14 protein-coding genes are annotated in these 13,124 nt (G+C 54.3%); 10 read left to right on the top strand and 4 right to left on the bottom strand.

Features of this window, described 5'->3' with window-relative positions; all coding sequences use genetic code 11:
• The first annotated feature begins 38 nt into the window (after positions 1-38).
• Genes U9M73_RS00670 through U9M73_RS00680 form a run of 3 tightly spaced genes read left to right on the top strand, consistent with a single transcriptional unit; the run spans position 39 to position 1,747 of the window.
• On the top strand, positions 39-1,064 hold the full coding sequence (locus U9M73_RS00670; protein WP_260069800.1) for an AraC family transcriptional regulator: 1,026 nt from the start codon (positions 39-41) through the stop codon (positions 1,062-1,064).
• Between the two features lie 43 nt (positions 1,065-1,107).
• Positions 1,108-1,347, top strand: coding sequence for a hypothetical protein (locus U9M73_RS00675; protein ID WP_323075909.1), 240 nt, complete (start codon positions 1,108-1,110; stop codon positions 1,345-1,347).
• A 13-nt stretch (positions 1,348-1,360) separates the two neighbouring features.
• Positions 1,361-1,747, top strand: a complete 387-nt coding sequence (locus tag U9M73_RS00680) for a hypothetical protein (RefSeq protein WP_323075910.1) — start codon at positions 1,361-1,363, stop codon at positions 1,745-1,747.
• Between the two features lie 538 nt (positions 1,748-2,285).
• On the opposite strand, the gene U9M73_RS00685 is transcribed toward U9M73_RS00680, so the two are convergent.
• Positions 2,286-3,191: an IS1595 family transposase gene (locus tag U9M73_RS00685; RefSeq protein WP_323075912.1), complete on the bottom strand. Its 906-nt coding sequence runs from the start codon at positions 3,189-3,191 to the stop codon at positions 2,286-2,288.
• 573 nt (positions 3,192-3,764) lie between these two features.
• Here U9M73_RS00685 and U9M73_RS00690 point away from each other — a divergent pair.
• From U9M73_RS00690 to U9M73_RS00705, 4 genes are all read left to right on the top strand, one after another.
• Positions 3,765-4,550, top strand: a complete 786-nt coding sequence (locus tag U9M73_RS00690) for an amino acid ABC transporter substrate-binding protein (RefSeq protein WP_009226231.1) — start codon at positions 3,765-3,767, stop codon at positions 4,548-4,550.
• Positions 4,551-4,637: 87 nt separating this feature from the next.
• The gene (locus tag U9M73_RS00695) at positions 4,638-5,297 is read left to right on the top strand and encodes an amino acid ABC transporter permease (protein WP_009226232.1); all 660 of its coding nucleotides are present in this window, start codon (positions 4,638-4,640) and stop codon (positions 5,295-5,297) included.
• Positions 5,298-5,309: 12 nt separating this feature from the next.
• Positions 5,310-6,059, top strand: coding sequence for an amino acid ABC transporter ATP-binding protein (locus U9M73_RS00700; RefSeq protein WP_311202306.1), 750 nt, complete (start codon positions 5,310-5,312; stop codon positions 6,057-6,059).
• A gap of 461 nt (positions 6,060-6,520) precedes the next feature.
• Positions 6,521-6,808: a hypothetical protein gene (locus U9M73_RS00705; RefSeq protein ID WP_009226234.1), complete on the top strand. Its 288-nt coding sequence runs from the start codon at positions 6,521-6,523 to the stop codon at positions 6,806-6,808.
• Here U9M73_RS00705 and U9M73_RS00710 read toward each other — a convergent pair.
• The gene (locus U9M73_RS00710) at positions 6,756-6,953 is read right to left on the bottom strand and encodes a spore germination protein (RefSeq protein ID WP_323075914.1); all 198 of its coding nucleotides are present in this window, start codon (positions 6,951-6,953) and stop codon (positions 6,756-6,758) included. The two genes, U9M73_RS00705 and U9M73_RS00710, sit on opposite strands and share 53 nt — an antisense overlap.
• A gap of 58 nt (positions 6,954-7,011) precedes the next feature.
• A complete protein-coding gene (locus U9M73_RS00715; protein ID WP_009226235.1) occupies positions 7,012-7,743 on the bottom strand; it encodes an HAD family hydrolase in 732 nt (243 codons plus the stop codon).
• A 201-nt stretch (positions 7,744-7,944) separates the two neighbouring features.
• On the opposite strand from U9M73_RS00715, the gene U9M73_RS00720 reads away from it, so the two are divergent.
• The 3 genes from U9M73_RS00720 (at position 7,945) to U9M73_RS00730 (ending at position 11,968) form a co-directional block, all read left to right on the top strand.
• The gene (locus U9M73_RS00720) at positions 7,945-9,705 is read left to right on the top strand and encodes a sensor histidine kinase (RefSeq protein ID WP_009226236.1); all 1,761 of its coding nucleotides are present in this window, start codon (positions 7,945-7,947) and stop codon (positions 9,703-9,705) included.
• Positions 9,702-10,499: a response regulator transcription factor gene (locus U9M73_RS00725; protein WP_009226237.1), complete on the top strand. Its 798-nt coding sequence runs from the start codon at positions 9,702-9,704 to the stop codon at positions 10,497-10,499. Before U9M73_RS00720 ends, U9M73_RS00725 begins: the two co-directional genes overlap by 4 nt.
• 137 nt (positions 10,500-10,636) lie before the next feature.
• Positions 10,637-11,968, top strand: a complete 1,332-nt coding sequence (locus U9M73_RS00730) for an extracellular solute-binding protein (RefSeq protein WP_009226238.1) — start codon at positions 10,637-10,639, stop codon at positions 11,966-11,968.
• Between the two features lie 63 nt (positions 11,969-12,031).
• On the opposite strand, the gene U9M73_RS00735 is transcribed toward U9M73_RS00730, so the two are convergent.
• Positions 12,032-12,955, bottom strand: coding sequence for an AEC family transporter (locus U9M73_RS00735; protein ID WP_009226239.1), 924 nt, complete (start codon positions 12,953-12,955; stop codon positions 12,032-12,034).
• Positions 12,956-13,124 lie beyond the last annotated feature (169 nt).

Below are 13,124 nucleotides of genomic sequence, written 5' to 3' on the forward strand. Positions count from 1 at the left end.
GCGGGGGAAAGCGATCATAGAAAAGCGGAGGGATAAGGGTGGCTAGAGAGCATCAGGTTACCGAGTATATGCTGCCAAATATGGATTCGACATTTAAGCTCTTTGCCGCGCATTTGCGTACGGTAACGCCGGAGTGGTCGTATCCGCGCCACAGCCACCCGCTGTTTGAGGTGAACTTGCTGCTGGCAGGCAGCCAGGAGATGATCGTCGGCGGCAAACGTTATGTGCAGCAGCCCGGCGATTTCCTGCTGCTTCGCCCTGAAGACGTGCATGAAAGCCGGGCGCTGGGGACGGAGCCAATGACGTATTATTGCTTGCATTTTAACGTCGACGAGCCCGTGCTTCGCGAGCTGCTGTGCCGAGGCGAGACACCGCTTCACACCGCAGACGGGCCGCTGGCCCAAGTCATTCGGCCGAGCTTGGATAAGCTGATCGCGCTTACCTCGGACGGGTCAGGTGCGAAGCTGGCGGACAAGATGCGGGCGATGGCTGCGGTGTTCGAGCTGTTTGCTGGCCTGAGCGAAGGGCTGGCAGAGCAGGAGTCCGGCGCGCCGAGCAGCCGGATGAACCGGATCGCGGCGGAGATCGCCGCCGCGCTGGAGCGCAGCGTCGAGGAGCCGGAGACGGCCTGGAGCGCGTCAACGTTGGGGAACGCAAGCTCCGGCAGCAATGGCGCCGGCGGGGATGGCTCCCATGGCAGCATCACCGGCGGAAGGAGTTCCGGCAGTAGCGTCTCCCGTGGTAACGGCTCCCACGGTCGTCGATCCGTCGACGTTCTGGACGGGGACCGGTCGCGTGAGACCGTCGCGGCGGTTACCGCTGGACTTGGGTACAGCGCGTCCTCCTGCAATCGGATCTTCCGCAGCGTGTACGGGATGTCGCCGCGCCAGTATTTATCGGCGCTGAAGCTAAAGAAGGCCAAGCTGTTGCTGATGGAGCCGGAGCTATCGGTCGAAGCCGTCTCGATACGACTTGGCTACAAGGATATTGCCCATTTCAGCCGTCAGTTCAAACGTTGGACTGGGGAATCGCCGGGCAAGTTTAGAGCACGATTTCATATTTAACTTTGAATTCATATCCATTTTAAATTGAAAGGGGCTAGCTGTTTTGACCATTGAAAATGAAAGCGCTGACTTATTGGCGTTACCGCGAAGCAAGCGGATTGTCTTTTTTGGCGACAGCATTACGGAGAACGGTACGTATATCCGGAACTTGGAGGCTTTTTTCCTAAAGCATCTGCCGGAACACCGGCTGGCCGCCGCTGGCGGAGGCGCTGCAGCAGGCCGAGGCACTGCTGCCGGCGATCGAGCGCGCCGCCGTGATGTAGGGCGGCGCGGAGAGCGCTGAGGCGCGCGAATGGATGGGGTTCGCGCGCACCGACCTATACTTCGGCGCCTTCGCGGACGCCGACCTGGCCCTGCTCGAGCAAGGCTGGCACCTAGCCTACTGCCGGCTGAGCCACCTCTACGGCTGCCCGTACGCCGCCGGGCAGATGGAAGCATTTCGCGCCTGGCTGACCGCGAAATACGGGCTCGCCCCGAAGCAGGTGCTGCTCGTATCCGGCGACGCCGATCTCGACGTGCCGTTTGAGGAGAACGGGGCGGTGCTTGAGCGCACCTACCGGGCACATGGCGGCACGGTGACGACCATCCTCAAGCCAGGCGGCGGCCATCACCCGCACAGCTTGCCCGACGTCACGCCGATTATGCAGTTTGTCCTTTCTTCGGCTGCGAACCGAATACAGTAGCTGCCTACAGCCGTCCGATGTGTAAGTGGAGGGCGTGTTCCTCTTCGTTAGGTTAGGGGAGGGGAACATAGTCTAGCCGCGCTCTTTTCAACGATTATCCCGTTGCATCAGGCAATGAAGAAAGAAAAAGAAATATGATATGCAAAGTCGAAGTAAGATGCTGCAAGAAAACCGATAAGTACGGATATATGCGATAGGGGGAACAGAATCTCTCTGCGGCCCTTTTTTTGACGATTATCCCGTTGAATCAGCTGGTGGAGAATGAGAAGGAAGTAGTCAAGTCAAGTGCAGTAGTAAAAAGATGCTGTGAGAAAACCGATGGATAGGAACATATGAAGGAACATATGAGCGACAACTCACTGAGTAGAGATAGATTGCGAAAAAAATTCGGTATAGCTGAATTCGGTATAGCTGTAAATGGGTCGATCAGCTGTGCTCGAAAGTCAAGGTAGGAGGCTCCTATTTCGTGTTGTTTGGCATTCCAATCAGCACCTCTATCATTGCTATTAATAACCTCTTAGTACCTCGATTAGCAGGTTTACGCCGCTGCTGCAAGGAAGGGCTTCTGACCACGTGCGATTAACTGGCGGTAAGGGATCGCTGGAATGGACAGGCACATCTGCAGCAGGTCCTGGCGCATTTCTTCCTCGGAAAAGGTCATGCGCAGGTAACGGCGGACGGTGTACTCATTCAAATACGCCTGCAAATGCGTTATCCCCAAGGCAACATACGTGCGTCTGATAGAGTCCCTCGCTTCTCTCACAACTCTCCGTAGGGGCAGATACATCCGATGAACGAAAGGGAACCACCGCTTGGTTGAGGTATGGACGTCTACATGCTTGTTGATGAACTCCGCGAGATCGCGCCGGGTAGCCCATTGCTCGCCTCCTCTTTTATGCGGTATCAGTTGGATCTTCACTCGCTCGGGCTCACCAGACTCCGTGACCGTGCAGCCGGCGACGACTGCGGTGGCATAAGGTTGAGAAGCTGGATGAAAGCGGTTGGTATCCGTCCCATACTGATCGCGGTTCACCTTCACCTCTCCAGAGAGCAGTTCCCGGGCATCACATTCACCGAGGATATGGCGGATTTTGTGCAGCATGAGCCACGCGGTCTTGTAGGTAACTTGGATTACCTGACTCAACCGCAGCGCCGAGATACCGTCGGGAAGCAGAAACAGTTCCATGGCTTGGAACCACTTCACCAAAGGCAGATGGGTTCTTTCAAAAATGGTGCCGACCAAAGGCGAGGCTTGATAGCCGCATCTTCTGCACTCAAACAAAGGAAGTCGTCGGGAGGACACGCGGGTGCATTCGGTATAAGCGCAGCGGGGGCAAACAAATCCGTTTGGCCACTTCATAGCGATGATCGCCTCGATGCAGTCGGCTTCACTTTGAAAACGGCTGCTGATAGATTGAAGCTCTGCATTCGTATAAAAACCCATGCCCGATCCCTCCAATTTAAATCCCTCTAACTCAACGAATATGAACATGTGTTCCTTTTGTTATCATTATACCAAACACCTGTTCGTGAATCAAGAAAAATATCCCAGATAAACCATCTTATCTTCGTAAAAACGGAACGATCAGCTCCACGGGCTATCTCATTTCTATCCCGCCTATGGAGTTCCCAGTTCTGAACCAAAGGGATAATCGTGTAAAGAGGCGTAGTTAGAAGATCCCCTTCGTCGATCTCCCCATTCTGAACCAAAGGGATAATCGTGCAAAAAAGGCGCGGTGAGAAGATCCTCTCCTAGATTCCTCGTTCTGAACGAAAGGGATAATCGTGTAAAAGGGCAAGCGGTTGTGAACATTGTTCGAAGACCTGTCACAATACTCCGGGAATTTCTGACAAACCTCCGGGTTTCTATCGACTCTTTTTTGGTAGTATGGTATTATGATAGTCTGATAACGTATTAGCGGACTAAAGCGAGGTTCTGAGCTAAGCTGATACTATTTGAGTTAATAGTTAAGCTAATAGTATTTGAGCTAACAGCATTACTCAGGGGGAGAGACAGATGAAAGCTAACAAAAAAATGATCATGATGAGCCTAGTGATGGCTCTGGTGTTAACGGTGCTGGCCGGCTGTTCGGGGTCGGGAGCGGGGAAAGAGGATAATAAGCTGGTGATCGGGATCGACGATAAATTCGCACCGATGGGCTTCCGCGATGAAAATAACGAGATTGTTGGCTTCGATATTGATTACGCCAAAGCGGCGGCGGAGAAAATGGGAATGGAAGCCACGTTCCAGCCGATCGACTGGTCGGCTAAGGAATCTGAGCTGAACAGCGGACGGATCGATCTGATCTGGAACGGATATACGATTACGGAGGAGCGTAAGGGCAAGGTCCTGTTTACGAAGCCTTACTTGAAAAATAGCCAGGTGGTCGTAACGCTGGCCGATTCGGAAATCACCCAGCTCAGCGATCTAGCTGGCAAGACGGTGGGCTTGCAGGCGTTGTCTTCCGCAGCGGATGCGCTGGACGCGGCTCCGATCAAGAGCGAGATCAAAACCATCTCGGAATTTCCGGATAACGTACTTGCGCTTACGGATCTCAAAACGAAACGGCTTGATGCGGTCGTGATCGACGAAGTTGTGGCGAGATACTATATGGCGAAGGAAGAAGGTACGTTTAAGCTGCTGGATGAGTCGCTGGCGCCTGAAGAATACGGCATCGGCGTGAAGAAGGGGAACGAGGAGCTGCTGAACAAGCTGCAGAAGGCGCTCGACGAGCTGAACCAGGACGGTACCGCGTCGGAAATTTCGAAGAAATGGTTTGGCGAAGACAAAGTGCTGAAGTAGAAACGAAACGCGTAAAAACCGGATTGCTTCGGAATCCGGTTTTTTGCTGGTTGTGTTAAAATCCAAGATGTTCCGAGGAGAGCGATCATGAGTCTGGAGTATTTGTTAAGTATCCTGGGGCCGATGCTGGAAGGGACGAAAACCACGATTTGGCTGTTTCTTCTGGCCATCGTGACATCGATTCCGCTGGGCTTCGCCTTTACCTTTATGGTTCGCAGCCGGATCAAGCCAGTCGCTTGGTTTGCCGGGGCTTATATTTATGTCATGCGCGGTACGCCGTTGCTGCTGCAAATGCTGTTCGTTTGCTTCGGGCTGCCGGTCATCCCGGTGATCGGCGAGTATCTCGTGATGGATCGGTTCGTCGCCGCTTGCGTTGCTTTTACACTGAATTACGCGGCGTACTTCGCTGAGATCTTCCGCGGCGGACTGCTGGCGATCGACAAGGGTCAATATGAAGCCGCGAAGGTGCTGGGGCTCAGCCGCTGGCAGACGACAACGCGGATCGTGCTGCCACAGATGCTGCGCATCGCGCTGCCCGCTGTCTCCAATGAGTCGATTACGCTGGTCAAGGATACAGCGCTGCTTTATGCAGTGGCCGTTCCCGAGCTGCTGCATTTTGCGCAAACGGCGGTCAACCGGGATTTTACGATCGTACCGTTTGTGCTTGCGGGCGTGCTGTACCTGTTGATGACGTTGGTACTGACCGTGCTGTTTAAGGCGCTGGAACGGAAGTTCAAATTTGAGTAAAGGGCTGGAATCATGGATCAAGCAATCGTTCAAGTCGAGCATTTACGAAAATCGTTTGGCCAGCTGGAGGTGCTGAAAAACGTCTCCTTTAACGTCGCTACGAGCGAGGTGCTGGCGGTGATCGGGCCGTCCGGTTCGGGCAAGAGCACCATGCTGCGTGCCTTGGCCCATCTTGAGGAAATCGACGGGGGTACGATCCGGATTGGAGGCGAGTCGCTGGTGGACAATGGGCGGTATGCCGGCAGTGCCAAGCTCAAGGAAATTACCGCCCGTATGGGCATGGTGTTCCAGCATTTCAATCTGTTCCCGCACCTCACGGTGCGCGGGAACCTGGAGCTCGCTCCCAAGCTGGTGAAAAGGCAGCCGGCTGCAGACATCCGCGCCAAGGCCACGGAGCTGCTGGAGAAGGTCGGGCTCTCCGATAAAGCGGAGGTTTATCCGGCCAACCTGTCCGGGGGGCAAAAGCAGCGGGTCGCCATTGCCCGGGCGCTGATGATGAATCCGGAGATTCTGCTGTTCGACGAGCCGACCTCTGCGCTGGATCCCGAGCTAACGGGCGAGGTGCTGCAGGTGATGAAGCAGCTCGCCGAAGAGCGGATGACGATGATCGTCGTCACGCATGAGATGGGCTTTGCGCGGGAGGTGGCCGACCGTGTGATGTTTATGGCGGACGGGGAGATGATCGAATCCGGCCGGCCGGAGCAGCTGTTTAGTGCGCCGCAGCATGAGCGGACGCGGTCTTTTTTGCAGCGGGTACTGTGACGTACAAATTCAAACGGCGGCAGCCTCAAACTTCGTAGTTGAAGTTCCGAGGCTGCCGCCGTTTTTTTGCCACCCTATTTTATTTCACCGAGTAAACCCCTTCTTTGTAAACCAACGTATAGATCATGCCAGAGTCGGTCAGAACGTACTGGTCCACTGCATCCTTGGACAAGCGGCGCTGTTTGCCGTCGACAGCAATATGGTATATGCCGGGCTCGTAGCCATGGGATACATAGTAGCCGCCGGACTTGTTGACCTCGAAGGTCGTATCAGCAGTAGCTCCGGGCGCCAGGGCAGCCAGCTTCTTCTCCTGGCCGGTGGACCGCCAGCGTATCCGGGTGTCACCGATTCGCCGTTAACAAGCATGGTCGTGCTATTCACCTTGAACTTGACCGTTCGCTACCTATGGCCAGCATCATGTTTGGCATACCCATCCGCTGGATTTTGCCGTCGCCACACCGATGGGAATGATGAATGGGCTGGCCAATACCGGCACGCAACTGCTGGAGCCCATTTTGCATGCCCGTATCGTTGTTCCTGAAGAGAATGCCGGCCGGGTGATGAACGACCTCGTGCAGATGCGCGGCCGTTTCGAGCCGCCGCAGCGGCAAGGGGAACGCGTATTGATTGAGGGACATGTGCCGCTCTCGACTTCGCTCGATTACCCGATTGAACTTAGTTCGTATACCAAAAATGTTAGGGTCGCGCATAAAGGTATCCAAATACTGCCAGAATCCGCGGCGGGCTAACGCTTTGCCGATCAATATAAAGCATGGATACCTTCGATTTGAAAACTTCGCCGACTTCGGATTGTTCGACTTTCAGCCTGCGACGGATAATGGACAGATTGGTCCCTATTGATTCATTAAAGGCGTCATGCGGTCCGACGATCACGGTCTCCGCAAAAAAAGAATGCTGCCCTTTGCTCGCAGCATTCTGTGCGTGATCGTCTTTACATGGATTCGCTCAATAATAGCCGGGATAATTCGGCATAACTGGCAACCGGGGTATGGGGGAGATGCGGATCGGATTCGGGCGGGATTCCGCGGTGATTGAACCAAATGGAGTGCCAGCCGGCGCCGGCCGCCCCTACGACATCGTTGCGCCAGGAATCTCCGATATACCAGCACTGATCCGGTGCTATGCCCAGTTTCCCTGCAATCAGGTTGAACAAGCGTGCATCCGGTTTCGTCAAGCCAACCGCACCCGAGATGAACACCAGCTCGGCGGGAATCAGCCGATCGACCCCCAGTGCCCGGATCTTTCGCCATTGGTGGTCCGGCGGTCCGTTCGTAATGATTCCGACGACGGCGCCCCGCGCCTGGAGTTCGCCGATCAGCTCCAGCGCTCCGGGAAACGGCCGAATGTCAAATTGACGGCCTAGGTAAGCGGCCTGTACCGCCGCGGCTTGTTCGGTTGTCAGCGAGAGCCCAAACTCCCCTAGAGAACGCACGAAACGTTCGGTGCGCATCGATTCCAGCACCTGCCCGTAGGTGGGCGTACCCCCGGCTTGGGCGGAAAGATAATCGCTGTAATAGCGCATCCGGTGATACGCCGATTCATAGGGGAAGTTCGGCCCGGTGTGCAGGATCTCTTCCAGTGCCTCGCGAAAAGGCTGCAGGTGGTCGTATAACGTATCATCCACGTCAAAAAAGACCGCGTGGTTTGGCGTAATTGTGTTCATTGTGATGATCCCCTTCTCTTTACCAGCCGCAGTAGAAAACCTTGGCTTTTTCCTATAAAATGCTTATGTATTGTACTGGCTACGGGAGCCGTCGCCTTCCCATTATACGTGACAATTTCGAAAAATCCATAGTTCACCCGGTCCTTTTCGGATATGATGGGATCGGATTGTATACTTTGGGTGGAAAGGTTTGGAGCGGACGTGAAAAAGCCGAAACGATGGTTTACCTTAAGAAATCAAATCTTCATCAGTTTTATGCTGCTGATGATTTTTGTCCTGGGAATCGCCAGCGTACTCACTTATTATCGGATGTCCGCACTGCTGGAAACCAATGCTGAGAAGCATATCAGTCAAACCGCGATGCAGGCCAACGGCCGATTGGATGCGCTGATTGCCCAGATCAATACGCTGACCACGCAGGTCGCCACCGATGATTACGTCCAGAAGCTGCTGCTCGCTGAGGTGCAAGGGAAGGAGACGCCCTTTAGCTCGCGCCAATCGCTGCTGCCGCTGTTTAGTGACTATCAGGCCTATGTGACCGGCATCAAGTCGCTTGAGTTATATACTAACGATTATCGCCGATTGTTCCCGCTGAACGAAACCGAGTTGATCGACACGATCGATTCGGAATGGATTAACGCCGCGAATTGGGGCAAAGGTGCGCTCGTCTGGATTGGCATCGATCCGCGCGATCCGTCTACCGTGCTGGCGCTGCGCCGGGTGAGCTTGCTGGACCGCTGGTTTTCGTCCGGGGGATATTTAATGGTGCGGCTCGATCGGACTTATTTTCAAATCCATGAGCAGATCGACGAAGAGGTTGGGGAGTATATCCTGCTGGTTGACGGGAATCAGCGTCCCGTGGCATCCAATTTCAGCTTTCCTGCGGAAGAATTAAATTTGAAGGAGCTGCTGAGCAACGAAGGAAAAAATATCACCATCGGCGGGCAGAGGTTTATTGAGGTCAAACAAGCCTCCAAAGCTACGGGGTGGACGCTGGTCTTCTTCACGCCCATGAGCTACGTCACCAGCGGGATCTCCGCGCTGCGAACAGCTGTCCTCGCTTCGGGAGCCATAGGGGTGCTGCTGTTCCTGATCATGTCGCTGTCGCTGTCCACGATGATCACCCGGCCCATCTTCCGGTTGATCAAGGCGATGCGCGGGGCGAGATTCGGGGTGCTGCAGCGGAACCCGATGTTCTCGAGCACGATGGAAATCAACGAGCTGAACAATTCCTACAACCAAATGGTCGACAATATGAACGAATTGATCCGTGTCGTTTACGAGAAGGAGCTCCTGCAAAGCCGGACCGAATTAAAGGCGTTGCAAGCTCAAATCAACCCTCATTTTCTGTTTAATACGCTGGAGGCCTTCTATTGGTCGCTGGAGGACAAGGGGGAGGAGGAGCTGGCCAACCTGGTCGTCGGCATGTCCAACTTGTTCCGGTACATTATCAGCAGCCCCAACCAGGACGAGTGGGTGACGATCGAGGACGAGCTGGAGCATGTGGAACGATACCTGCAGCTGATGACTATCCGACTTGCGGAACGGTTAACCTGGTCCATTGATGCCGGCGAATTCCGCCATGTTAAAATTCCAAAGCTTCTGATTCAGCCGCTGGTGGAAAACGCAATTTTGCACGGGGTTGAAAAGCAACTCGGCCAGGGCAAAGTAAGCGTATGCGTCGAATCCTCAGACAAGGAAGGTTACGTGAAAATCACCGTGCGGGACAACGGTCCCGGCATGGATGAGGAAACGTTAAACGGCCTACTGCAGGCGATGGAAGGCGGACCTTCCATTTCCTCGAAGGGGACAGGCGTCGGGATTGTAAATGTACAACGGCGACTTCGCCTGTATTATGATGAGGAGCAAGGGAAGAAGCACGGTTTGCAAGTGACCAGCCGCCCGGGCGAAGGAACGTCCGTAAGCTTTGAAATACCTAGTGATTACGGGGGAACGGTATGAAGCAGACAAAAACCATACTTGTGGTGGAAGATGAACCGAGAACAAGACAGGGCTTTACGAAAACATTGGAAGCCTGGTCTGCCGGCCGGTACCGGATCGAGGCGGCGGACAGCGGGCAGGCGGCGCTGGCTTGGCTGGAGAATCATGTCGCTCATCTGCTGATCACGGACATCCGCATGCCCGGCATCAGCGGGCTGGAGCTGATCGAAATGCAGCAGCGCCATAAGCAGTTCAAGCCGGTGGCGATTATCATTTCGGGTTATGCGGAATTCGAATACGCGCAAAAAGCGATGCAGCTCGGCGTCGTCAATTACTTGCTGAAGCCGGTGGACAAGCACAAGCTGGTTCAGGCCGTAGAGCAGGCGTTGCGGGTGGAGGACGACCGGCATCGAATCGAAACGATGGAGAAGCTGGTTGACCCGCGGCTGCTGGAGACAAAGGATACGGATACGCAATATACGCCCCAGGTGCGGGAGGCACTGAATTACCTGGACGAGCATTTGCACGAGCCGATTACGATGCGCCAGGTGGCCGACCATCTGCATCTGAATCCGAGTTACTTCAGCGTGCTATTCAAAGAGCAGACCGACCTTACCTTCAGCGAATATATCACCCGATTGCGGGTGCTCCGCGCTAAGGAGCTGCTGCTGCGGACGACGTTGTCCGTTGGGGAGATCGCTGAGCGTGTAGGTTATCAAAGCGACAAATATTTTATCAAGGTGTTCAAAAACTATGAAGGGATGAGTCCCAGCAAATACCGCAGCCGGACGAAAGAGACGGAAGATGACGCCTAAGCCTTAGCCGTTCAATCACGGATATTTGCGGCGAACGGTTTGTTGCCCTCTGCTTGCTATGGAAGCGGAATCATCAACGTGATAAACTTGGGTTGAAGCGGTTACACGAATAGCCGGGATAACTAGGGGGCTAAAGCATGTCCAACCAGAAAACAGCATCTACCCTGTGGATTGCGCTTCTCCTGCTGCTGGGACTTTCCGGCTGCGTCGGCGACAAGGCGGCGGGGGGCGGCGGGGCGGATGACCAAGAAGCATCGGCGGCCAGCGAGAAGGTAACGATTCAATTTATGCATTTGTGGCCGGCAGGTGCCTCTCCGCAGCAAAATAGACTGGTGAACGAGATCATCGACCAATATCAATCCGAGCATCCGAATATCACAATTCAGCAAGAAGTGATGGAAAATGAGCAATACAAAAATAAATTAAAAATTTTGTCCGCGGCGAACGAGCTTCCTGACGTTGGCGTCACCTGGGCTGCCGGCTTCATGGACCCCTACGTGAAGGGTGACCTGTTCGCCCCGCTTGACGATTTGCTGGAACGCGGCTTGAAGGACCAGTTCGTCCCGGGGGCGACCGATGCTTATGCGGTGCAGGGCAAAACGTACGGCTTGCCGATCGAACTGAACATCTCGCCGATTTATTATAATAAGGCGATTTTTGACAAATACGATTTGGAAGTGCCGCAAACCTATGATCAGTTCCTGGACGTGATCCGCACGCTGAACAGCAAGGGGGTAACCCCGATCGCGCTGGGGAACCGGGACCGGTGGACGGGCTCGATCTGGTATATGTACCTGGCCGACCGGATCGGCGGACCGGAAACGATGAAGCAGGCGATCGACCGCTCCCGCAGCTTCGAGGACCCGGCGCTGATTCAGGCGGCGGCGGAAATCCAGAAGCTGGTGGATATGAACGCTTTTAATAAAGGCTTTAACGGCTTGTCCAATGAGGAAGGCAAAATGGTATTCATGAAAGAACAAGCTGCCATGTTCCTGGCTGGGACCTGGGAGGTGCCTAACTTTACGAGTAACCCGGACGTGCCTCAGCAATTTAAAGATAATGTCGGGTTCTTCAAATTCCCAACCTTTACCGGCGGTAAAGGGGACATTAACAGCTGGGTAGGCGGACCGGGGGTCGGCTTGTTCGTTGCGGAGAACTCCAAAGTCAAAGACGAAGCGAAGAAGTTTGTGGAATATTTCATCAGCAAGTGGGGGGCCGAATCGGTCAGTACGGCCGGGGTGATTCCGGCAACCAAGGTGGATACGGCGGCTTCGGATTTGCCTCAGCTCTACATCGATTTGCTGGATGAGCTGAACAATGCCAGCAACCTGACCTTATTTGCCGACGTGCAAATGAAATGGAATGCGGCCCAGACGCACTTAAATATGATTCAAGCCTTGTTCGGTAAGGCGGTGACGCCGGAGCAATTCGTGAAGGAGCATGAAGCCGCGCTGCAGCAAGACGAATAAAGCATCCGAGCATAAAGCAAGAACCTTCCGCCCTAATGGCGCAAGGTTCTTTATTTTTGGGGACTATCCGACGTATTTGGATAAGGAAATCAGGGCAGTCATCGTAATGATGTTCAGCAGCGTGGAGATCAGCACGGTTTGCGAGGCAAAATCCGGTTCGTTGTCGTACTCCTCCGCAAGGATGGTGCTGTTGACTCCGGTGGGCATGCCGGAAGCGATCAGCAGCGCTTGGGCTGGAATTCCTTTGAGGCCCAGCGCCCATACCAAAATGAACCCGATCACCGGGCCAATCAGCAGACGCAGCGCGACGCTGACGTAGACGTCAATCCGATCGAGCCGCAGCGGATATTTTACAATTTGTGCGCCAAGCGTTAGTAAGGCGATCGCCACCATCGAGTCGGCGATGTACCCAAGCGGCTTGGACACAAAGTAAGGGATTGGCCATTGAAGCAAATGCAGCGCCATCCCAAGCACCAAGGCGTAAGGGACGGGCATCTTAAGAAACCCGATCAACGCGGCCTTCAGCGTGCCGCCGGACTTGGCCCGTTGCACGGACATCACGCCATAGGTGAACGTGACCAGGCTCTGGAACGTCATTACCAGCGCTTGAACGGAAGCAGCCAATGGATCGCCTTTAAAGGCCAGCTGATTAATCGGCAGCCCGTAATTGCCGGAGTTGTCGAGGATCAGACTGTTAGTGAAGGCGGCCCGCATGCCGGGTCCAAACTTCAGAGGCCAGCTGACAAGCCGGCTGACCCCATAGAGCAGCAGGACGTACAAAATATAAAACCCCGTAACGCTTCCCAGAAGATCCGCGGACATCTCCGATTCGTACATGCTGACGAAGACGACGGCAGGCGTCACGAAGTAGAAGTTGATTTTGGCCAGCGTATACAAATCAAGCTTAAAGGCTCGCTGCATCAAGGCGCCTAATCCGATGAGGATAAAAATGGGCAAAACGACATCCAATACAATATCGCCGATCATCTCTTGCTGTTCACTTCTTTCTTATGCGCTAATATGGAATTAGACGCTTATATGGAATCGAATACCGTTTAATGGCAGTCGCTAGTTATTATATCACGCCTGCCGCTGCGTAGAAGATGCAAATTGATCTACTGCTGCTGAATTGCGTGAGAACGTGAAAAGGAGTAAA

Source organism: Paenibacillus phoenicis, assembly GCF_034718895.1.
GTDB lineage: Bacteria > Bacillota > Bacilli > Paenibacillales > Paenibacillaceae > Fontibacillus > Fontibacillus phoenicis.